This is a genomic window from Kineococcus haloalkalitolerans (assembly GCF_050871905.1).
GTDB lineage: Bacteria > Actinomycetota > Actinomycetes > Actinomycetales > Kineococcaceae > Kineococcus.
The window spans coordinates 37,739-58,326 of record NZ_JBJLSH010000022.1 but is presented as its reverse complement, the minus strand read 5'-3'; the positions used below and the strand labels follow the sequence as shown (position 1 = coordinate 58,326).

19 protein-coding genes are annotated in these 20,588 nt (G+C 77.3%); 7 read left to right on the top strand and 12 right to left on the bottom strand.

The window, feature by feature from the left end:
* Positions 1–6 precede the first annotated feature (6 nt).
* From ACRYMY_RS10560 to ACRYMY_RS10525, 8 genes are read right to left on the bottom strand one after another with little or no spacing between them, the layout of a single operon-like run.
* Positions 7–1,443 (bottom strand): proton-conducting transporter transmembrane domain-containing protein, encoded by a 1,437-nt coding sequence (locus ACRYMY_RS10560; protein WP_432547214.1) that lies wholly within the window; start codon positions 1,441–1,443, stop codon positions 7–9.
* Positions 1,440–2,948: a complex I subunit 4 family protein gene (locus tag ACRYMY_RS10555; RefSeq protein WP_432547213.1), complete on the bottom strand. Its 1,509-nt coding sequence runs from the start codon at positions 2,946–2,948 to the stop codon at positions 1,440–1,442. The genes ACRYMY_RS10560 and ACRYMY_RS10555 overlap by 4 nt, the downstream gene beginning before the upstream one ends.
* Entirely contained in the window at positions 2,948–4,747 is a 1,800-nt protein-coding gene (locus ACRYMY_RS10550) for a proton-conducting transporter transmembrane domain-containing protein (protein WP_432547212.1), read from the bottom strand. Before ACRYMY_RS10550 ends, ACRYMY_RS10555 begins: the two co-directional genes overlap by 1 nt.
* Entirely contained in the window at positions 4,744–5,076 is a 333-nt protein-coding gene (nuoK, locus tag ACRYMY_RS10545) for an NADH-quinone oxidoreductase subunit NuoK (protein WP_432547211.1), read from the bottom strand. Before nuoK ends, ACRYMY_RS10550 begins: the two co-directional genes overlap by 4 nt.
* Positions 5,073–5,663 (bottom strand): NADH-quinone oxidoreductase subunit J, encoded by a 591-nt coding sequence (locus tag ACRYMY_RS10540; RefSeq protein WP_432547223.1) that lies wholly within the window; start codon positions 5,661–5,663, stop codon positions 5,073–5,075. Before ACRYMY_RS10540 ends, nuoK begins: the two co-directional genes overlap by 4 nt.
* The gene (locus ACRYMY_RS10535) at positions 5,663–6,628 is read right to left on the bottom strand and encodes an NADH-quinone oxidoreductase subunit H (protein ID WP_432547210.1); all 966 of its coding nucleotides are present in this window, start codon (positions 6,626–6,628) and stop codon (positions 5,663–5,665) included. Before ACRYMY_RS10535 ends, ACRYMY_RS10540 begins: the two co-directional genes overlap by 1 nt.
* Positions 6,621–7,718 carry a hypothetical protein gene (locus ACRYMY_RS10530; protein WP_432547209.1) on the bottom strand — a complete coding sequence of 366 codons (1,098 nt, stop codon included), beginning with the start codon at positions 7,716–7,718 and terminating at the stop codon, positions 6,621–6,623. Before ACRYMY_RS10530 ends, ACRYMY_RS10535 begins: the two co-directional genes overlap by 8 nt.
* A 50-nt stretch (positions 7,719–7,768) precedes the next feature.
* The gene (locus tag ACRYMY_RS10525; protein WP_432547208.1) at positions 7,769–8,119 is read right to left on the bottom strand and encodes an NADH-quinone oxidoreductase subunit A; all 351 of its coding nucleotides are present in this window, start codon (positions 8,117–8,119) and stop codon (positions 7,769–7,771) included.
* Positions 8,120–8,356: 237 nt separating this feature from the next.
* On the opposite strand from ACRYMY_RS10525, the gene ACRYMY_RS10520 reads away from it, so the two are divergent.
* The 4 genes from ACRYMY_RS10520 to ACRYMY_RS10505 all read left to right on the top strand — a co-directional run bounded on the left by ACRYMY_RS10520 (position 8,357) and on the right by ACRYMY_RS10505 (position 13,779).
* Positions 8,357–9,505 carry a TIGR03557 family F420-dependent LLM class oxidoreductase gene (locus tag ACRYMY_RS10520; RefSeq protein WP_432547207.1) on the top strand — a complete coding sequence of 383 codons (1,149 nt, stop codon included), beginning with the start codon at positions 8,357–8,359 and terminating at the stop codon, positions 9,503–9,505.
* Positions 9,506–9,576: 71 nt separating this feature from the next.
* Positions 9,577–10,695, top strand: a complete 1,119-nt coding sequence (locus ACRYMY_RS10515) for a S1C family serine protease (protein WP_432547206.1) — start codon at positions 9,577–9,579, stop codon at positions 10,693–10,695.
* Positions 10,696–10,697: 2 nt separating this feature from the next.
* Positions 10,698–12,344, top strand: a complete 1,647-nt coding sequence (locus tag ACRYMY_RS10510; protein ID WP_432547205.1) for a family 43 glycosylhydrolase — start codon at positions 10,698–10,700, stop codon at positions 12,342–12,344.
* Positions 12,345–12,591: 247 nt separating this feature from the next.
* On the top strand, positions 12,592–13,779 hold the full coding sequence (locus tag ACRYMY_RS10505; RefSeq protein WP_432547204.1) for a phospholipase: 1,188 nt from the start codon (positions 12,592–12,594) through the stop codon (positions 13,777–13,779).
* A 59-nt stretch (positions 13,780–13,838) separates the two neighbouring features.
* On the opposite strand, the gene ACRYMY_RS10500 is transcribed toward ACRYMY_RS10505, so the two are convergent.
* The 3 genes from ACRYMY_RS10500 to ACRYMY_RS10490 form a co-directional block, all read right to left on the bottom strand.
* Positions 13,839–14,264 (bottom strand): phage holin family protein, encoded by a 426-nt coding sequence (locus tag ACRYMY_RS10500; protein ID WP_432547203.1) that lies wholly within the window; start codon positions 14,262–14,264, stop codon positions 13,839–13,841.
* Between the two features lie 81 nt (positions 14,265–14,345).
* Positions 14,346–14,744 (bottom strand): CBS domain-containing protein, encoded by a 399-nt coding sequence (locus ACRYMY_RS10495; RefSeq protein WP_432547222.1) that lies wholly within the window; start codon positions 14,742–14,744, stop codon positions 14,346–14,348.
* 108 nt (positions 14,745–14,852) lie between these two features.
* Positions 14,853–15,386 (bottom strand): DUF421 domain-containing protein, encoded by a 534-nt coding sequence (locus ACRYMY_RS10490; protein ID WP_432547202.1) that lies wholly within the window; start codon positions 15,384–15,386, stop codon positions 14,853–14,855.
* Between the two features lie 78 nt (positions 15,387–15,464).
* On the opposite strand from ACRYMY_RS10490, the gene ACRYMY_RS10485 reads away from it, so the two are divergent.
* The gene (locus ACRYMY_RS10485; protein WP_432547201.1) at positions 15,465–16,985 is read left to right on the top strand and encodes a dihydrolipoyl dehydrogenase family protein; all 1,521 of its coding nucleotides are present in this window, start codon (positions 15,465–15,467) and stop codon (positions 16,983–16,985) included.
* Positions 16,986–16,994: 9 nt separating this feature from the next.
* On the opposite strand, the gene ACRYMY_RS10480 is transcribed toward ACRYMY_RS10485, so the two are convergent.
* Complete coding sequence (locus ACRYMY_RS10480) at positions 16,995–17,354, bottom strand: DUF6343 family protein (protein WP_432547200.1); 360 nt, start codon at positions 17,352–17,354, stop codon at positions 16,995–16,997.
* Between the two features lie 97 nt (positions 17,355–17,451).
* Here ACRYMY_RS10480 and ACRYMY_RS10475 point away from each other — a divergent pair, with 97 nt between their 5' ends.
* A complete protein-coding gene (locus ACRYMY_RS10475) occupies positions 17,452–18,198 on the top strand; it encodes a beta-phosphoglucomutase family hydrolase (protein WP_432547199.1) in 747 nt (248 codons plus the stop codon).
* A complete protein-coding gene (locus tag ACRYMY_RS10470) occupies positions 18,195–20,588 on the top strand; it encodes a glycoside hydrolase family 65 protein (protein WP_432547198.1) in 2,394 nt (797 codons plus the stop codon). The genes ACRYMY_RS10475 and ACRYMY_RS10470 overlap by 4 nt, the downstream gene beginning before the upstream one ends.

Below are 20,588 nucleotides of genomic sequence, written 5' to 3'. Positions count from 1 at the left end.
CCGGGTTCACCACCCGGCGGGCGGCGCCTGCAGCGCGGGCCCGAGGACGCCCGACAGGAGACCGGCGGCCGGACCCGCCACGAGGGACGCGCACGCGGCGGTCACCGCGGCCCGCGCCGCCCACGGCCGGACGGGGACGGCCGCGCCGGACACCTCCGCCGGGCCGTACGCCCGGCCGAGCCACCGCAGGTAGTAGAACAGGCTCGCCACGGTGTTCACCGCGGCGACGACGACCAGCCACGCCGCCCCGCCGTCCCACGCGGCCGTGAACACCGCGAGCTTGCCCGCGAACACCGCCGTCGGCGGCGTGCCGACGAGCCCGAGGAGGCTGACGAGCAGCGCCGCCGCCAGCAGCGGCCGCGCCCCGGCCATCCCGCGGTACGCGTCCAGGGTGCGCCGCGCGGGCACCGCCGCCACCACGGCGAACGCCGCCAGGTTCGTCACCGCGTACGCCGCCAGGTAGAGCACCAGGGACGCCGTGGCGGCGCCCGCCGCACCGGCCACGGCCGCCGGCAGCAGCAGGTACCCGACCTGGCTGACCGCCGACCAGCCCAGCAGCCGGCGCGGATCGGTCTGGGTGAACGCCGCGAGGTTCCCCAGCGTCATGCTCAGCGCGGCCAGCACCGCTACGACCAGGCGGACGTCGACCGCCGACCCCGCGGCGAGGACCTCGGTGAACCGGTGCACCGCGACGAGGGCGCCCACCTTCGGCACCGTGGTCAGCCAGGCCGCCGCGGTCGCCGACCCGGCCTGCGCCGCGTCGGGGACCCACTGGTGCAGCGGGACCGCGCCGGCCTCGAACACCAGGCCGGCGAGGACGGCGACCACCGCGACCGCCACCACCGCGGCGGGGGCGGCGCGCAGGCCCGCGGCGAGGTCGGCGTAGCGCGAGCCGCCGGCCAGCGCCGTCAGCAGCGTCACCCCCAGCAGCAGCGTCACCCCGCCCAGCGCCCCCAGCAGGTACACCTTGACCGCGGACTCCGCGGAGGTCGCGGTGCGCGCCAGGCCCAGCAGCCCGTACAGCGGCACCGACGTCAGCAGGAAACCCACGGTGAGGACGAGCAGGTCGGTGGCCGCGGCCAGCACGAGCGCCCCCAGCGCCCCCAGGAGCAGGAGGCTGCACGTCTCGCTCTCGCGCTCGGCGCCGGTCAGCTCGTCGACGCCCTGCGCCACGACCAGCAGCACGGCGGCCGCGACCACCAGGCGCACCGCGCTGGAGGGCGCGTCGACGGCGAAGGACTGCTCGTACGCGGCACCGCCGGCGGGCAGGACGCCCAGCAGCTGCCCGCCGGCCGCCCCGGCGCAGCCGAGCAGCGCGGCGACCGCGACGTGGCGCGCGACCCGCTGCCGGTGGCGGGGCAGGAACGACCCGGTGAGCAGGCAGGCGACGGCCCCGGCCAGCAGGAGGGCCTCCGGCAGCAGCGCGAGCGGCTGCCCGCTCACCGCGAGACCAGCTCGACGACGGACCGCGCGGCCGGGGTGACGACCTCCAGGAGCGGCTGCGGCACCAGGCCGATGCCGACGGACAGGGCCAGCAGTCCCGCCACGGGCAGGAGCTCGTGGGCGCGCAGGTCGCCGAACCCCTCCGACAGCCCCCGCGTCTCGCCGGTGAACACCCGCTGCAGCGCCCGCAGCAGCAGGGCCGCCGTCAGGAGGATTCCCGGCAGGGCGATCGCGGCGACGGGCACGGCCGCGACCGCCCCGGTGAACACCTGGAACTCGGCGATGAACCCGGACAGGCCCGGCAGCCCCAGCGAGCCGAACGCGGCGACCGCGAACAGGGCGGCGAACCGCGGTGCCGGCCCGGCCAGGCCGCCGTACGAGCCGAGGTCGTAGCTGCCGCGCCGCTCGTGCAGCGTCCCGACGAGCAGGAACAGGGCCCCGGTGAGCAGGCCGTGGCTGACCATCTGGACGACGGCGCCGTTGACGGCGACGGTGCGCGCGGCGGCGTCGGCGCCGGTGAACCCCGCGGCGGCGACGGCGAGGACGACGTAGCCCATGTGGTTCACCGAGGTGTAGGCGACCATCCGCTTGGCGTCCGTCTGCGCCAGCGCGACCAGCGCGCCGTGCAGGACCGAGGCGATCCCGACGACCAGCAGCACCCAGGCCGCGTCCCGCCAGCCCTGCGGCAGCAGCGGCATCGCGATGCGCACGAACCCGTAGGTGCCCATCTTCAGCAGGACCCCGGCCAGGACGGCGGAACCGGCGGCGGGGGCGTCGGTGTGCGCGGGCGGCAGCCAGGTGTGGAACGGGACGGTCGGCGTCTTGACCGCCAGCCCGACGAGGACGGCCGCCAGGACCAGCGCACCGGTCACCGGCTCGTCCTGCAGCGGCGGGGCGGCGCGCAGTTCCGCGATGTCGAAGGTGCGCGGTTCCGACGCCAGGTACAGGCCGATGAAACCCAGCAGCAGGGCCAGGCTGCCGGTGAACGTGTAGAGGAAGAAGCGCAGCGCGGAGCGGCGCGCGTCGTGCGCGCCGTCGGTGTGCCCCCACCCGGAGACCACGAAGTACATCGCGACGATCGACAGGTCGAAGAACAGGAAGAACAGCAGGAGGTCCTGCGCGGCGAACACGCCCAGGCAGGTCGTCTCCAGCGCCAGGAACAGCGCGGACCGCGCCGCGGGGCGGTCGTCGTCGCGCACGCCGTGCACCGCGCACGCGCAGAACAGCACGGCGGTCAGCGCCACCAGCGGCAGGGACAGGCCGTCGAGGCCGAGGTGGTAGCTGCTGCCGATGCCCGGCATCCAGTCCACGCGCTCCTCGAACCGCAACCCGGACGGGCCGGCCGCGCCCGGCCCCGGGTCGGCCACCCACAGCACCGCGACGAGCAGCACCTCCACACCCGTGGCGACCACGAACCCGACCCGCGCCGCGACGGCGGGGGCCCGGCGCGCGGCGAGGAGGGCGAGCGCCGCCAGCAGCGGCCAGAGCACGACGAGGCTGAGCATCACGGGACCACCAGGAGCACGAGGAGGAGGGCGAGCGCCGCCAGCACGGCGACGGCCTGGGCGTAGTAGCGGTGCACGAGGCCGCCCTGGGGCCGCAGGGCGAGGCGGGCGGCCCGCCGGGCCCCGGCGGCCACCGACCGGACCGCGCCGTCCACGACGCCGTCGTCGGCGCGCGCGGCCAGCACCGCCAGGCGGTCCGCGCCGGTCGCGGGCCCGTCGAGCGAGCGCGCGGCCGCGCTGTCGTCGAGGCGGGCCAGGGCGCCGGCCAGGCGGGCCACCGGCACCCCGTCGACGGCGCGTGCCAGGACGCGGTCGTCCCGGCGCGCCAGGGCGTCCGCGCACCGCAGCGCGCCGCGCGCGAGAGCGCCGGTCGCGGCGGGCAGGCCCAGCCACCCGCCCAGCCACCCGCCCAGCCACCCGCCCAGCCGGTCGCGCACCGCACCCGCCGGCCGGGCGCCGGTCCGGTCGCGGGCGGCGACCAGGCCGAGCACCACCAGCGAGGCCACCCCCGTGGCGGCGAGCTCCACCGCCCCGGGGGCCGGGCCGCCCAGGCGGGCGCGCAGGTGCGCGCCCCACGGGCCGAGGACGAGGACGGCGAGCCCGGCGGCGGGCACGGCGAGGACGGCGAGCACGGCGACCGCGCGGCGCGGGACGCGGCGCGTGCCGCGCTCCTCGGTGTCCAGGGCCTCGCGACCCGTCGGGCGGTGCAGCACGAGCAGCACCCGGGCGGCGTAGGCGGCGGCGGCGAGGCTCGCGGCCAGGCCGACGGCCGCCACCGCGGGCCGCTGCTCCAGCGCGGCGGCCAGCGCCGCGTCCTTGCTCGCCCACAGCGACAGCGGTGGCACGCCCGCCAGGGCGAGGACGCCGACCGCGGCGGCCGCCCCGACGAGGGGGTGCCGGCGCCCGGCACCGCGCAGGTCGGCGAGCCGCTTGGTGCCCAGGGACGTCAGCCACGCCCCCGCGGCGAGGAACAGCAGCGCCTTGACGACGGCGTGCGCCACGAGGTGCGCCGCTCCCCCGGCCACCGCGCCGACCCCGGCGGCGAGCACGACGAACCCGAGCTGGGCGGCGGTGGAGGCCGCGAGGAGCTGCTTGAGGTCGCGCTGGACCAGCGCGACGAGGCCGAGCAGGAGGGCGGTGAGGGCACCGGCCCAGGCGGCCGCGGAGGCCGCCCACCCCGTCGCGGCGAGCAGCGGCTCGAGGCGCAGCAGCAGGTAGCCGCCCATCGCGACCATCGTCGCGGAGTGCAGCAGGGCGCTGACGGCGCTGGGACCCCGCATGGCCGAGGACAGCCAGGCCGAGAACGGCAGCTGCGCGGACTTGCCGAGGGCCGCGGCGAGGACGCCCGCCGCCGCGACGTCGCGCCACCCCGGCGAGGCCGCCGGCAGGGCCGCCAGCGACAGCCCCGCCCCGCCCGCGAGCGCCGCGGCGGCCGCCAGGTACAGGCCCAGGTCGGCCGCGCGGGTGGTGCAGAAGGCGACGAGACCCGCGGAGACCCGGTGCTCCTCGCGCCAGCGGAACCCGACGAGGGCGTAGGAGGCGGCCCCCATCACCTCCCAGCCGAGCAGCAGGGCGGGCAGCGTCCGCGCGGTGGCGGTGACGGCGGCCGCGGCGGCGAACAGCAGGACGAGGCCGGTGAAGCGCCCCCGGGAGGCGCGCACGTCGGCCGAGGCGAACACCAGCACCAGCGCCGTGACGACGCCGAGAGTGCCCAGCAGCAGCCACGAGAGCGCGTCCAGGCCCAGGGAGGACGGGACGAGCCCGAGGTCGAGCCCGAGGTCGGACGGCGCGCCGGTCACGCGGCGTCCCCGGTCCCCGGCCCGCGGGTGTCGGACAGGTCGGTCGCGCTGTCGGTCATGTCCGTGCCCCGCCGGCGGTGCCAGTGGGTGGCGACGGCGAAGCCCAGGGCCATCTCGACGGTCATCGCAGCCACGACGACGAGCATCAGCACCTGCCCGTCCGGCGTGGGCGCCAGGAACCACCACAGCCCGGCCGCCGCGAGCAGGACGCCGTTGACCATGAGCTCCAGGCCCATCATCACCATGACGACGACCTGCTGGGACAGCGCGCCGTACAGCCCCGTGCAGAACAGGGCGGCGGCGACGACGAGGACGGCCTCCAGGGTCACCGGTGCTCCCCCCGCCCGACGCCGCCGGGCTGCGGGTCGCGCGCCGGGCCGCGCAGGTCGTCCCCGAACCGGTCGTAGCGGCTGCGCGGGTGGGTCAGGACCACCCCCGAGACGATCGTGGCGAACAGCACGGCGCTCACGGCGAGCATGACGAGCATGTGCGACCCCATCGTTGCCTCGCCGAGCGCGACGGTCGCGTCCGCCGGGACCGGCCCGGCCCGTCCGGGCCACGGCACGAGCAGCGCGCCGCCGGCAAGCACGACGAACGCGCCCGTCGAGACCGCCAGCGCCGTGCGCCGCCCGTGCACCATGCTCATCGGCATCAGGGCGGGGTTCATCCCCATGAACATCACCATGTAGACGCCCATGACGGCCATCTCCATGACCATCATGAGGACGGTCACGACGCCCAGGTAGTCCGAGCGCAGCAGCAGCAGCGCGGCGCCCACGGCGACGAAGGACACGGCCAGCGCGTAGGTGGCGCGGGCCATCGAGGAGGTGCGGAACACCGCGACGCCCGCCGCGACGGCGACGGCGCCCAGCACCCAGAACACGGCTCCGGTCAGCGGGTCGGCGTCCACGAGCATCACCCCAGCACCGAGATCGACGTCACGAGCAGTTGCAGCAGCGCCAGCGGCAGGGCCACGACCCAGCCCAGCTCGGTGAGCCGGTCGGCGCGCAGCAGCGGCACCGCGCGGGCCAGGACGTGCAGCCCGAGCAGGAGGAGGAACGTCTTGACGGCGACCCACACCGGAGCCGGCAGCACCGGGCCCGCGCCGCCGCCGAGGAACAAGGTGACCGCCACGGCAGCACCGGCCGCCAGCAGCGCGTGCCGGCCGGCGAGCAGCAGCAGCCGGTCCACCCCGGACAGCTCCGCCAGCGGCCCCCCGGCGACGTCGAGGCCGAACGGGTGCGCGAAGGGCCCGCGGGCGGAGAACGCCAGGACGCCGGCGCAGAACAGCGCGAACGCGACGGGCATCTCCAGGACGAACCACCGGTCCCCCTGGGCGGCGACCACGTCGGCCAGCCGCAGGCTGCCGGCGGCGACGGCCGGGGCGGTGAGGGCGAACATCAGCGGCAGCTCGTGGGCGAGGGCCTGGGCGAGGAACCGGTAGCCGCCCACGAGCGCGGGCAGGCTGTTCGGTCCCCAGCCGGCCAGCCACACCAGCGCCCACAGCAGGACGTCCACCGCGTTGACCCACACGATCCCGACGCCGAGGTCGGCGAGGGTCCAGCCGCCCAGCGGGACGACCGCGACCATCAGGCAGGCCGCGACGAGGGGTCCGCCGACGCCGGCCCGCCACAGCGGCCGGTCCGCCGCCACGGTGGTGCGCCGCCGCTGCCGCAGCAGGCGCGCGGCCTCGGCCGCCGGCGCCGCCAGGGCCGCCGCGACCGCCGGCCCCGCGGGCCCCGCGGGCCCCGCCGAGCGCGCGCCGCGGGCGTCGAGCGCGGACGCCACCGCGGCGCCCGCGGCGGCGAGCAGGAGCAGGCCCGGGACCACGGCCAGGGCCCACAGCGGGGACGCCTGCACGACGGCCACCGGGTCACCCACCGCGCACCCCCGCCGGACGCGGCGCGGTGACCGGGTGCACGTCGGCCGCGGCGACCAGCAACCGCACCGCCGCCAGGTCGAGGCCGCGGACGAGGCCGGGCAGGTCGCCCGGCGCGCGGGACGGGACGACGGGCGCCGCGGCCGCGGTGAGCAGGGCGTGCGCGCGGTCCAGCCGCGCCGCGACCTGCTCGACGACGTCCCCGCCGGCCGCGCCTCCCGCCCCCAGCCCCCCGACGAGCAGGCGCAGCGCCCGCGAGCGCCGCACCCGGCGCGCCAGGCGCGCGGCCTCGCCGGCGGCGCGCTCCGCGTCCGGGGGCGCGTCGGGGGTCAGGAGCGCGTCGCGCGCCCGGACCGCCGCGCGGGCCGCGGAGTGCCAGCCGGCCAGGGCGAGGACGGCGGCCGCGGCGTCGCAGTCCACGGCGGCCAGCTCGACCGCCGTGCGCGCGGCGCTGGGCACCGCGTCGAGGAGCTCCACCTCCGCCTCGACGACCACGTCGCCGGACACGGTGCAGCGCAGGACCACCCCGGCCGGCCAGTGCCGCAGCGCACCGCCGAGGCGGACGTGCAGGACGTCCATCTCCAGCCCGTCGCGGTCACCGTCCCAGCCCCCGGCGAGCGGTGTGCCCGCGGGACCGGACATCTCCATCTCCCCGTGGTCCATCTCCCCGTGGTCCATCCCCCCGTGGTCCTGCTCCTCGCCGTCCTGCTCCTCGCCGTCCTGCTCCTCGCCGTCCTGCTCCTCGCCGTCCTGCTCCTCGCCGTCCTGCTCGTCCCAGCCGGCCGCCGGTCCCGGGCGGTCGCGGGCCTCCGCGCGCTGCCGCTCGGTGTCGAGCAGGGACCGCGCGACGTCGTCCAGCGCCGCGCCGAGCTCGGCGCGGTCGGTGACGGTGGCGCGGGCGCGCGGGCCCGGCAGCTGGTCCCAGACCGTCCCGCCGAGCGCCGCGAGGTCGGGCCCCGGCGCACCGCAGACCAGGAGCGCGTCCGCCTCGGGCGCCGCGTCGGCCACGACCCAGCCGCGCCGGGCGACGGCGGCCTCCGCGCGCATCCGCAGCACGGCCGACCCCGGTGCCTCGAGGAGCAGGACGTGCACCCGCCGCAGCGCCCACCGCGCGAGGAGACCGTCCCTGTGGCTCCCGGCCCTCACACCCACCGGAACACCCCCTCGCGCCACGCCCAGAGCACGCCGGCGAGGAGGACGCCGAGGAAGACGAACATCTCCACGACGGCTCCGACCCCGGCGTCGGCGACGACGAGGGCCCACGGGTACATGAACAGCATCTCGACGTCGAACGCCAGGAACACCACCGTCACCGGGTACCAGCGCACGTGGAACCGCGACAGGGCGTGCTCCTCGGGCGCGAACCCGGCGAGGAACGGCCGGTCGACCACGGCGTCCGGCGAGACCGCCGTCCGACGGGCCAGCAGGTGCAGCGCACCGGTCCCGGCGACCGCGACGGCGAGCGCCGACAGCAGACCGACGAACCCGGACACGCCGACACCTCCCCGCGACCTGGAACGCACCCGCGCCCCCGTCGCGGACGTTTGCACGACGGCACCGCCCACAGGCTGGCCCACCCCCGCCCGCGCGGCAAGGCGGCCGCTGGCGCACCCGGTCACCGGCACGGGAACCCGACAGGTCCACCGGGCGGTGTTTCACCCACCGCGCGCGGGGGCAGGAGGGGGTGGGGAGCCGCCCGGGTCCTCGACCACGGCGAGCGGAGGACGACCATGGACGCGCAGGAGGACCGGGGACGGACCGCGCGCAGCGGCATCAGCCGCCGCGGCGTGGTGGGTGGTGCCGCCGGGCTGGGCGCGGCCGCGCTCGGGGGCACGGTCCCCGCGGCGGCGGCGCCCGGACGGGACGCGGCGCCGCAGCACCACGACGACGGCTCCCGCCGCAGCTACCCCGTCGGCTACGTCATGTCCCACGAGCAGTTCCGCACGCAGGACCTGGTGCGCTGGGGGCACGAGGCGGACGCCGCCGGGTTCGGGTGGCTGTGGACCAGCGACCACATCCAGCCGTGGCAGGACGACCAGGGCCACTCGATGCACCCGTGGATCACCCAGGGCCTGCTGAGCCAGGTCACGAGCCAGGCGACCTTCGGGCCGGGCGTCACGTGTCCCACGTACCGCTACCACCCCAGCGAGGTCGCCCAGGCGTGGGCCTCCCTGGGCATCCTCGCCCCCGGCCGGGTGTTCCTGGGGCTGGGGACGGGCGAGGCGCTCAACGAGGAGGCGGCGACCGGGCGCTTCGGGCCGTACGAGGAGCGTGCCGCGCGGCTCGTCGAGGCGGTCGAGCTGATCCGGCAGCTGTGGACGGGTGAGCGCGTGACGTTCCAGGGCGACTTCTACGAGACGCGCGAGTTCCGCCTGTACGACCTGCCGGAGCAGCCCGTGCCGATCTACCTGGCGGCGAGCGGACCGAAGAGCGCCTACAACGCCGGCCGGTACGGCGACGGCTGGATCGGGGCCGCCGCGGACTTCTCCGACCCGGAACTGGTCGCCGCGTTCGAGCGGGGGGCGCGCGACGCGGGCAGGGACCCGGGGACGATGACCAAGCTGGGCGAGCTGTTCGTCAACGTCGACGAGTTCGACCTCGAGCACGCCGCGCAGCTGTGGCGGTTCACGGTGGACCCGTGGGACCCGGCGCTGCTGTACGAGCCGAACCCGGTGGAGATCCAGGCGGAGGCGGCCCGCCGGTGGCCGCTGGAGCAGGTCTACGCCTCCTGGCCCAAGGGCAGCCCCGGCAACCACGTCAGCGCGGTGCAGCAGCTCCTCGACGCCGGCGTCACGCCGATGGTCCACTCCGGCCAGCGCGACCAGTCCCGCGTCATCGAGTACTACCGGCGCTACGTGCTGCCGTACCTGGCCGTGTGAGGCAGGGTGGCGGCCGGGAACACCGCGCGGCCGGGCCGGTGGGCGGGACGAGGACGGGAGGACGCGCCGTGGTGGCGACGGTGAGGGCGGGACGCGGGGACCGGGCGCGGACGGCGGCGTGGCTGCTGCTGCCCGTCGTGCTGGCGGGGTGCACCGCGGGGGGCGGGGACGCCGCGGAACCGGGTGCCGCGTCGGCGGAGACGTCCACGGCGTCGTCCTCCCCGTCCTCCTCGAGCCCGTCCGGCGGGTCGCAGGTGCAGGTCCTCGAGGACGCCTACCAGCAGGTCATCGCGGACGTGCTGCCCTCGGTCGTGGAGATCCGGACCAGCACGGGCCTGGGCAGCGGCGTGGTCCTCGACGAGGAGGGGAACATCGTCACCAACGCCCACGTCGTCGGGCAGGAGACGGAGTTCCAGGTCACGTTCGCCACCTCCCCCACCTCCTACCCCGGCACCCTCGTGGGCACCTACCCGGAGAACGACCTCGCCGTGGTCAACGTGCAGGGGGCGCCGGACCTGCGCCCCGCGGAGCTCGGCGACTCCGACGCCGTCGAGGTGGGCGACCTCGTCCTCGCGATGGGCAACCCCCTCGGGCTGTCCAGCAGCGTCACGAACGGCATCGTGTCGGCCACCGGCCGCACCGTCACCGAACCGCCCAGCGAGGCGGTGCCGGCGGGCGCCGTCCTCCCCGGCACGATCCAGACGTCGGCCGCCATCAACCCCGGGAACTCCGGCGGGGCCCTGGTCGACATGGACGGGCAGGTCGTCGGGATCCCCACGCTCGCGGCGACCAACGCCTCGCAGGACGGGAACGCGCCGGCGCCCGGGATCGGCTTCGCCATCCCGGCCAACACGGCCGCCGACATCGCGGAGCAGCTCGTCCGCGACGGGGAGGTCACGAGCACGAACCGCGCCGCGCTGGGCGTGACCGTCACGACCGTCGCCGACCCCTCCGGCCAGCCCGCCGGCGCCGGGGTCGTGGCGGTCGAGCCCGGCGGCGGCGCCGAGGCGGCCGGGTTGCGCCCCGGGGACGTCATCACGCAGGTCGACGGGCAGGAGATCCGCAGCACCGCGGGGCTGTCCACCGTCCTGGCGGACCTGGAGGTCGGGCAGACCGTCGACGTCACCGTCCTGCGCGACGGGGACGAGCAGACCCTGAGCGTGACGCTCGGGGAACTGCCGGCGGGCTGACCGTGTCCGGGCGCCGGGGGACGGGGCCGCGCGGACGTCGCGGCGGGACGCTGGCGGCCGCGGCGGCCGCCCTCGTGCTGGCCTCGTGCACGAGCGGTGGGGGCACGGGCGGCGGGGGCGGCGGGTCCGGCAACGGCCCCGGCGCCGACCCCGAGCCGTCGCTGACGGCCGCGCCGGCCACCCCCGGCGCCGTCGTCGGCGGTGGCGACGGGCCGCCGGAGGAGGGGTGGTTCGAACCCGGCACGACCTGGGTCGGCGACTTCGGCGACCCGGACGTCCTGCTGCACGAGGGGACGTACTACGCGTGGGCCTCCCCCGTCGGCGGTCGCTACCTGCCGGTGCTGACGAGCACCGACCTGGTGACCTGGACGGTGCGCGAGCGCTACACCGACGACGGCCCGCCCGGCGCTCCCGGCTACGACGTGTTCGCCGACGAGGCGATCCCCGTGGAGGTCCGCGAGGCGGGGATGGACCCGTGGCCGACGTACGACACCAACGACGCCCTCGTGCGCCGGGCCTCGTGGGGGCTGCCGCACCAGCAGGGCCCGTGGATGGACCGCGACTACTGGGCGCCGGGCGTCCTGCCGATCGGGGACACCTGGTACGCGTACTCCGCGGTGCGGGTCGCGCCCGACCGGTTCTGCCTCACCGTCGCCGAGGGCCCGGGACCCGCCGGACCGTTCCGCGACACCACCGGGGACTCCCCCCTGCAGTGCCAGCCGGTGGAGCGCGACCCGCAGGGGTCCATCGACCCGCAGCCGTGGCGCGACCCGGCGACGGGACGCACGCACCTGCTGTGGAAGGCGTCCGGGAAGCTCGACGTGCGCGAGTCGTCCATCCAGGCCGTCGAGCTGGGTGACGACGGGCGCCCCCTGCCGGGCGCGGAACCCGTCACCCTGCTGGAGACGAACCGCGACGCCGCCTGGGAGGGCAGCACGGTCGAGAACCCGTCGATGGTGGCGTTCGGGGGCACCACGTACCTGTTCTACTCCGCCAACTACTCCGGCGTCCTGGACGACAGCGGCCGCAGCAACTACGCCACCGGCTACGCCGTCTGCCCGGACGGCCCGACCGCCCCGTGCACGCGCCCGGAACCGGCCGGACCCCTCCTGGCCAGCCAGGGCACGGTCCAGGGGCCGGGCGGGTCCAACGGGTTCGTCGACGCCGACGGGACCCTGCGCGTGGCGTACGCGTCGTTCTGGCTGGGTGAGAACCGCGGCGGGGAGTTCCCGCACCCGCGGCGGCTGGGGATCGCGACCCTGGAGCGCGCCGCGGACGGCACGCTCGACGTCGTCGACGGGCCGGTCCCCACCGAGCACGAGGTGACCGGCGCGATCCGCGAGGAGTGGCTGGCCACCGGCGGCGAGGACGGCCCCCTGGGGCCGCCCACCTCCGACGAGCTGACGACGCCCGACGGCCGCGGCGCCTACAGCCACTTCCTCGGCGGGTCGGTCTACTGGTCCCCCGCCACGGGTGCGCACGTCGTGCGCGGCGCGATCCAGTCCGCGTGGGGCGACACCGGGTGGGAGTCCGGTCCCCTGGGGTTCCCCGTCAGCGACGAGTACGAGGTCCCCGGGGGCCTGCGCAGCGACTTCGAGGGCGGTTCGCTCGTCTGGGACGCCTCGACCGGCGACGTGAGGCGCCCGTGACGGCGGGGGCGGAATCCCGGGTCCTGTGGCCGGAGCGCGCGGCGCCCCCCGGTCCGACCGGGACGTGGCTGCTGTCGGCCGCGGAGCGCGGGAACCCCGCGACCCGGTTGCCGGCCTGGAGCGGGGGGAACCACGTCGCCCCGCTGGTCGACGGTCGGGAGTACTTCCGAGCGGTCGCCGAGGCGCTGGCCGGCGCCTGGCCCGGCGGCTGCGCGGCCCTGGCCTGCAGGTCCGCCTCGACCAGCGCGTGGAGCCGTTCGGCAGCCACCACCAGGAGTTCTTCGTCGTCCGCCACCGCGACACCCCGGGGCGGGACGTGGCCCTCGTGGGCAGCATCGACGTCGGGCACAGCCGCCGCGACGGCGGCGCCCACCGCGGGGACCCGCAGCCGCTGACGTTCGGCCGCCGCTACGGCAGCAACCCGAGGTGGCACGACGCGCACGTGGAGGTCCGCGGCCCGGCGGTCCGGGACGTGGAGACGGTGTTCCGCGAGCGGTGGGAGGACCCGGCCCCGCTCTCGCTGCTGCCCTGGCAGGCCGTGCCGGACGTGGTGCGGCGCCTGCGGCGGGGTCGACGGGACACCCTCCCGCCGCAACGACCCGCCCCCGACCCCGCCGGTCCCTGCACGGTCCAGCTGCTGCGGACCTACCCGCGGCACCGGCCGCGCTACCCCTTCGCCCCCCGCGGGGAGTTCAGCGTCGCGGCGGGCACGGCGAAGGCGCTGCGGCGGGCCCGGTGCCTGGTCCACGTGGAGGAGCAGTTCCTCTGGTCGGAGGAGGTCGCGCGGGTCTTCGCCGGCGCCCTGCGCGCCCAGCCGGGGCTGCAGCTCCTGGTGCTGGTGCCCCGCCTCCTCGAGCGCGACGACCCCGTCTGCGCACCGGCGCTCCTGCTCGGGCAGGTCCGCACGCTGCGGCTGCTGCGGGCGGCCGCCCCCGGCCGCGTGCACGTCTACGACGTCGAGAGCGCGGACGGCCACGCCGTCCACGTGCACTCCAAGGTCTTGGTCGTCGACGACGTGCGGGCCGCCGTGCGCAGCGACGACCTCGACCGCCGTTCGTGGACCCACGACTCCGAGCTGTCGGTCGCGGTCCTCGACGCGCGGCGCGACGACCGCGAGCCGCGCGGCCCGGCGGGCCTGGGCGACGGCGCGCGGACCTTCGCCCGCGACCTGCGGCTGCGGCTGCTCCGCGAGCACCTCGACGGTGCCGCCGGCGACGGCGCGGCCCTCCTCGACCCGCGGGGGGCGCTGGACGCCGTCGCCCGCGCCGCCGCGGCGCTGGACGCCTGGTACGACGGGGGGCGCCGGGGCCCCCGCCCACCGGGGCGGCTGCGCGTCCACCGCGACCCGCGGGTCCCCCGCTGGCAGCGGGTGCTGCTCAGCCCGGTGCACCGGCTGCTGCTCGACCCGGGAGGCGGTGCTCCTGCCGCGGGGTGAGGCGTCACGGCCCCGGCACCGGAGCCGGGGTACCGGCCGGTGGGCCGGGTCCCCGGCGGTCAGCTCCCGGCGCGCCCACCGGTCGGACCGGGGGCGCCGGCGGCCGAACGGGCGGCGCGGACGTCCTCGCGGACGCTGGCGATGGTCTCCTGCGGCAGCAGCGAGCCGACGCGCTTGAGCTCCGCGAGGCCCGCCGCCCCGAGGGCCGCGGCTCCGGCGCCGTAGAGCACCGTCCCCGTGAGCGCGGCGGCCGGCGCCGGCAGCACCTTGCCCAGCGCGCGGACGGTGAAGGCCGCGGACGTGCCGGCGGCGAGGGCACCGAGGACGGCGGCGCCGCCGAGCAGGGCGGCGCCCCTCCCGGCCTCGCGGGCCTTGTCGAGCAGTTCGCGCTGCCCGCGGCGCACCTCGGCGCGCACGAGCCGGGCGGTGTCGGACGTGAGCTCGTCGACGAGCTCCCCCGCGCTGCGGTGGGTGGCGTCGGCCATGTCGTCCTCCTCGGGGACGTCGGGGTGCCGGGCACGTCGGGCCCGGGACACCGCGCGAGCGGGTCCCGGGCCGCGAACGCCTCAGCCGTTGGCGTAGACCTTGGTCACCAGGTCGATGACCTTCTCCTGCGGCGCGTGGGTCGCCACGTCGGCCTCGGTGACCATGCCGATCAGGCGGTGGCCGTCGATGACGGGCAGCCGCTTGACCTGGTGCTCGGTCATCGTCCGCACCAGCTCGTCGACGCTGTCGTCGGCACCGATGGTCACGGGCTCGCCCTGGGCGAACCGCCCGGCGGTGGTCGTCTCGAGGTCCATGCCCTCGGCCACGGCCTTGATGACGATGTCGCGGTCGGTGAGCATCCCCTTGAGGCGGTCGTCCTCACCGCAGATCGGCAGCACCCCCACCCCGAGGTCGGCCATCTTCCGGGCCGCCTGCCGGATCGACTCGTTCTCGCCGACGCACTCGGTGCCGCCGGTCATGATCTCTCGCGCCGTGCTCGCCACGGTCTGCCTCCTCGGGTCGTGGGCGGGCTGACGCTCTCGGGCTACCCGCCCCCCGCCCGCGCAAACGCCCTCGCCGGATCCTCCTCACCGGTCCCCGCGCGGCGCACCCCGGACGCCGGGCACGTCGGCCAGGGCCGAGGCGTCCCCGAGGTCCGCGGCCGGGACGACGCTGAGGGTCCCGTCGCTCTCCAGGACGACGGCGGCCACCGCGGACAGGCTGCCGGAACCGCTGGCCCGGACGGCCTGCTGCACCTCGGCGCGGGTCACCCGCTGGCGGCGCAGGGCGTCCTCGTCGACGACGCCGTCCCGCAGCAGCAGGGTCGGGCGCGCGGTGACCGCCGCGCGCAGCCGCGGTGCGCGCGTGGTCGCCCAGGCGACCGCGAACTGCAGCGCGGCGAGCAGCGCGAAGGCGGTGGCGCCCTCCGCCCAGGCGACGTCGGCGCTCAGCAGGACGGTGGCCAGCGTCGAGCCGAGGGCGACGGTGACGACGAGGTCGAAGGCGTTCAGCTTCGCAAGGGTGCGCTTGCCGGAGACCCGCAGGACGAGCACGAGGGTCGCGTAGGCGCAGGCCCCGACCGCGAGGACGCGCAGGACGTCGGAGACGGAGTCGAACCACACACCCACCCCCTACCCCGGTGCGCGCGGTCGCACGCGGTCCGCCGGGCCGGGCCGGCCGGCCGGCCCTACCGTCGGGGCATGACGGCCACGACCGGTCCGGCGCCCTCCCCCGCGACCACGCCGGCGCCCGCCCCGCTCCCGGGGCGGGGCGCCGAGCGCCCGTGGGACCTGCTCGTGGTGGGCGGCGGGACGGCCGGGATGCTCGCGGCGCGCACGGGCGCGGACCTGGGGGCGCGCGTGCTGCTCGTCGAGCGGGACCGCACGGGCGGGGAGTGCCTGTGGACGGGGTGCGTCCCGTCCAAGGCGCTGCTGGCCGCGGCCGGGACGGTGAGCGCCGCCCGCGCGGCGCAGCGCTACGGCCTGGGCGCGCCGGGACCGGTCGACGACGCGGCCGTGCTGGAGCACGTGCGCTCGGCGGTGCGGCGCATCGCCCCCGTGGACTCCCCGGAGGCGCTGCGCGCGCGGGGCGTCACCGTCGCGCGCGGCGAGGTGCGGCTCGTGGGGCCCGGCGCGGCCGTGGTGGACGGGCGGCGGGTGCGGTTCGAGCGGGCGGTGCTGGCGACGGGGTCGGCGCCCGCGGTGCCGCCGGCGGTCGCGGCGCTGGACCCGGGGCACCTGCTGACCCACGAGACGCTGTGGGACGCACCGCGGCTGCCCGGGCGCGTCGTCGTGCTGGGCGGCGGCAGCAGCGGGTGCGAGTTCGCGCAGGCGCTCGCGCGGCTGGGCCGCGAGGTGGTCCTCGTGGAGGCCGGGGAGCGGCTGCTGCCCGCGGAGGACCCGGCCGCGGCGGCGGTGGTCCGCGCCGCCCTGGAGGCCGACGGCGCGCGGGTGCTGACGTCGGCGGCGGTGACGGGCGCGCACGCCTCGCCCGGCGGCGGGGTCCGCGTGCAGGTGGGCACGGGCGCGCCGCAGGGGGTGACCGTGGAGGTCGACGCGGTGCTGGTGGCGGCGGGCCGGGTCCCGCGCACCGCCGGGCTGGGCTGCGAGGACGCCGGGGTGGCGCTCGACGAGCGCGGGGCCGTGGTCGTCGACGAGCGGCTGCGCACGAGTTCGGCGCGCGTGTGGGCCGCCGGGGACGTCACCGCCCGCCCCCGCTACACCCACACCGCGGGGGTCGACGGCACGACCGCGGCGCTCAACGCCCTGCTGGGCCTGCGCCGGCGCGCCGAGACGCACGTGCCGCGCGCCACCTTCACCGACCCGGAGGTCGCGGCCACGGGGACGCCCACGGGCGGGCCGCTGCCGGACGGCTGGCGGCTGCTTGAGCTGGGCGCCGGGCACGTCGACCGGGCTGTCGCGGACGACCGCGCGGAGGGGTTCACCCGGCTGGTCGTGGACCGCGGCGGGCGCGTGCGCGGCGCCACGGTCGTCTCCCCGCGGGCCGGGGAGGTCCTCGCCGAGCTGCAGCTCGCGCTGACGCGCGGCCTGCGGGTGCGCGACCTGGTCGCCTCCACCCACCCCTACCCCACCTACGCCGACGGGCCCTGGAACGCGGCCGTGGCCGACCTGTGGTCGACCCTGTCCCGGCCGCCGGCGGGGACGGTGCTGCGCGGGTGGGCCAGCGCGCGCCGCGGCTGGTCGCGGCTGACCCGCCGCTGACGGAGCCGGTCAGCGGCGGGAGCGGGCCCGGGTCCGCAGCCGGCGGCTCACCACGACGATGTCCACGACGGCGACCACCGCCAGCACGGCCAGGACGATCCCCGGTCCGCGCGCCCCGCCGGGCCCGGCCCCGGTCAGCCAGAAGGCCGACAGCAGCCCGCACACGACGAGCCCGAAGACGGCCAGGACCAGCCGCAGCCGCAGCGGGGACCGCGCGGTGCGCGCCTCGGTACCGGTCCGCCCGCGCGGCTGCTCCGGGGGCACGTGCCCCGGCTCGTCACCGCCGGGGTCCCGCTGCACCCGCGGACGGTCGTCGCGCAGTCGTCGCTCGTCCATGCCGGTGGAGTACCCGGATCCGGCGGGGTCCATGCGCGTGTCCCCGGCTGCAGGCGGCGGACGGGGTGCGTAGCGTCGCCCGCGGTCCACCCCCGGCCGGGGGGTGGCGTCGAGCGTGGAGGAGACGCGCGTGCTGGGACTGCCCGAGGGGGTCACCGCCCTGCTCTTCGACCTGGACGGGGTGCTCACCGACACCGCCGCCGTCCACAACGCCGCCTGGAAGGACACCTTCGACGGCTTCCTGGGCAGCCGGGAGGCGGGGCCGGGCGAGGACCTGCGCCCCTTCGACCCCGAGGCCGACTACCTCTCGTTCGTGGACGGCAAGCCGCGCCTGGACGGGGTGCGCGACTTCCTCGCCAGCCGCGGGATCGCGCTGCCGGAGGGCTCGCCCGACGACGGCCCGGACGCCGCGACCGTGCACGGGCTGGGCAACCGCAAGAACGCCGACGTCCTGCACCGGATCGCCACCGACGGCGTCGAGGTGTACGAGGGCTCGCGCCGCTACCTCGAGGCCGCCCGCGCGGCCGGGGCGCGCACGGCGCTGGTGTCCTCCAGCGCCAACGCCGGGCAGGTGCTGGAGGTGACCGGCCTGGACGCGTTGATCGAGGTGCGCGTGGACGGCGTGACGCTGCGCGAGGAGGGGCTGGCCGGCAAGCCGGCCCCCGACACGTTCGTGCGCGCCGCGCAGCTGCTGGGCGTGGACGTGGAGGCCGCGGCGGTGTTCGAGGACGCCCTGTCCGGAGTGGCCGCCGGCCGCGCCGGGGGCTTCGGGCACGTGGTCGGCGTCGACCGCGCCGGCCAGGCCGCGGCGCTGCGGGAGAACGGCGCGGACGTCGTCGTGCAGGACCTGGCCGAGCTGCTGGAGGGGGCGCGGTGACCGACGAGAACGAGGCCGAGCAGCGCGACCGCTCCACCCCGCCGGTGTTCCCGGTGGACCCCTGGTGCGTGCGCGAGCCGGAGTTCAGCCTGGACCACCTGGCGCGCACCGAGTCGGTGTTCGCGCTGTCCAACGGCCACATCGGCTTCCGCGGCAACCTCGACGAGGGCGAGCCGCACGGCATGCCGGGCACCTACCTGGGCTCCTTCTACGAGGAGCGCCCGATGCCGCACGCGGAAGCCGGGTACGGCTTCCCCGAGGTCGGGCAGACGGTCGTCAACGTCACCGACGGCAAGCTGGTGCGGCTGCTGGTGGACGACGAGCCGTTCGACCTGCGGTACGGGACGCTGCACCGGCACGAGCGCCGGCTGGACCTGCGCGCCGGGACGCTGGTGCGCGAGGTCGACTGGACCTCCCCCGCCGGGCAGCGCGTGCGGATCCGCTCCACCCGCCTGGTGTCCTTCACGCAGCGGGCCGTCGCCGCGGTGGAGTTCACCGCCGAGGCGGTGGACCGCCCGGCGCGCCTGACGCTGCAGTCGGAGCTGGTCGCCAACGAGACGCTGCCGCACCGCAGCGGCGACCCCCGGGTGTCCGCCGTGCTGGACCACCCGCTGGTCGCGATCGGCCGGCACACCAACGGCCGCGGCGCGGTGCTGCTGCACGAGACCCGCGCCAGCGGACTGCGGCTGGCCGCCGGCATGGTCAACGAGGTCGACACCGACGTGCGCGTCACGGTGGACACCGACAGCGCCGACGACTGGGCGCGCACCACCGTCGTGGCGGCCGTCGAGCCCGGGCAGCCGGTGCGCCTGGTCAAGCACGTCGCCTACGGCTGGTCGGCGCGCCGCTCGGCGCCCGCCCTGCGCGACCAGGTCGCCGGCGCCCTCAGCGGCGCGCAGTTCACCGGCTGGGAGGGCCTGCTCGCCGAGCAGCGCGCCTACCTGGACGAGTTCTGGCGCGCCGCGGACGTCGAGGTCGACGGCGACGCGGAGATCCAGCAGGCGGTGCGCTTCGCGCTGTTCCACGTCCTGCAGGCCGGGGCGCGCGCCGAGCGGCGCGGCATCGCCGCCAAGGGCCTGACCGGTCCCGGCTACGACGGGCACTGCTTCTGGGACACCGAGGCCCTCGTGCTGCCGGTGCTCACGTACACCGCGCCCGACGCGGCCGGGGACGCGCTGCACTGGCGCTGGTCGACGCTGGACCAGGCGCGCCAGCGGGCCCGGGAGCTGGGGCTGCGGGGCGCGGCGTTCCCCTGGCGCACCATCAGCGGCCAGGAGACCTCGGGGTACTGGCCGGCGGGGACGGCGGCGTTCCACGTCAACGCCGACATCGCCGCGGCCGTCGAGCGCTACCGCGTCGTCACCGGGGACACCCGGCTGGAGGACGAGATCGGGCTGGACCTCCTCGTCGAGACCGCCCGGCTGTGGATGTCGCTGGGACACCACGACCGGGACGGGAAGTGGCACGTCGTGGGCGTCACCGGCCCCGACGAGTACACGGCGGTGGTGGCCGACAACGTGTTCACGAACCTCGCGGCGGCGCACAACCTGCGCTCCGCGGCGGCGGCCGCCACCCGCAACCTCGACGCGGCCGGGCGGCTGGGCGTGGACCTGGAGGAGGTGGCCCGCTGGCGCGACGCCGCCCAGGCCGCCTACGTGCCCTACGACGCGGACCTGGGCGTGCACCAGCAGTCGGAGGGGTTCACCCGCCTGCCCGAGTGGGACTTCGAGCACGAGTCGTCGTACCCGCTGCTGCTGCACCGGCCGTACTTCGACCTGTACCGGCGCCAGGTCATCAAGCAGGCGGACCTCGCGATGGCGATGTTCTGGTTCGGCGAGCGCTTCACGCCCGAGGAGAAGGCCCGCAACACCGACTACTACGAGCGGCGCACCGTGCGCGACTCCTCCCTGTCGGCGTGCGTCCAGGCCGTCGTGGCCGCCGAGACGGGGCACCTGGAACTGGCGCACGACTACGCCTACGAGGCCGCGGGCGTGGACCTGCGCGACCTGCACCGCAACACCGCCGACGGCCTGCACATCGCCTCGCTGGCCGGGACGTGGGTGGCGCTGGTCAACGGGTTCGGCGGGCTGCGCGAGACCGACGGGCGCCTGCACCTGGACCCCCAGCTGCCCAGCGGCATCACCCGCCTGGCGTTCTCGCTGCGCTGGCACGGGCACACGCTGCGCGTGGAGGTGCACACCGACGAGGTCGTGTACTCGCTGCCGCACTGCGTCGACGGCGAGATCGCCCTCGTCCACGCCGGGGAGGAGGTCGTCGTCACGTCGGCCGAGCCGCTGCGGCGCAAGATCGTCCCCCGCCTGCCGCTGCTGCCGCGGCCCGTGCAGCCGCCCGGGCGCGAACCGCTGCACCGGGCGAGCGGACCGCGCTGA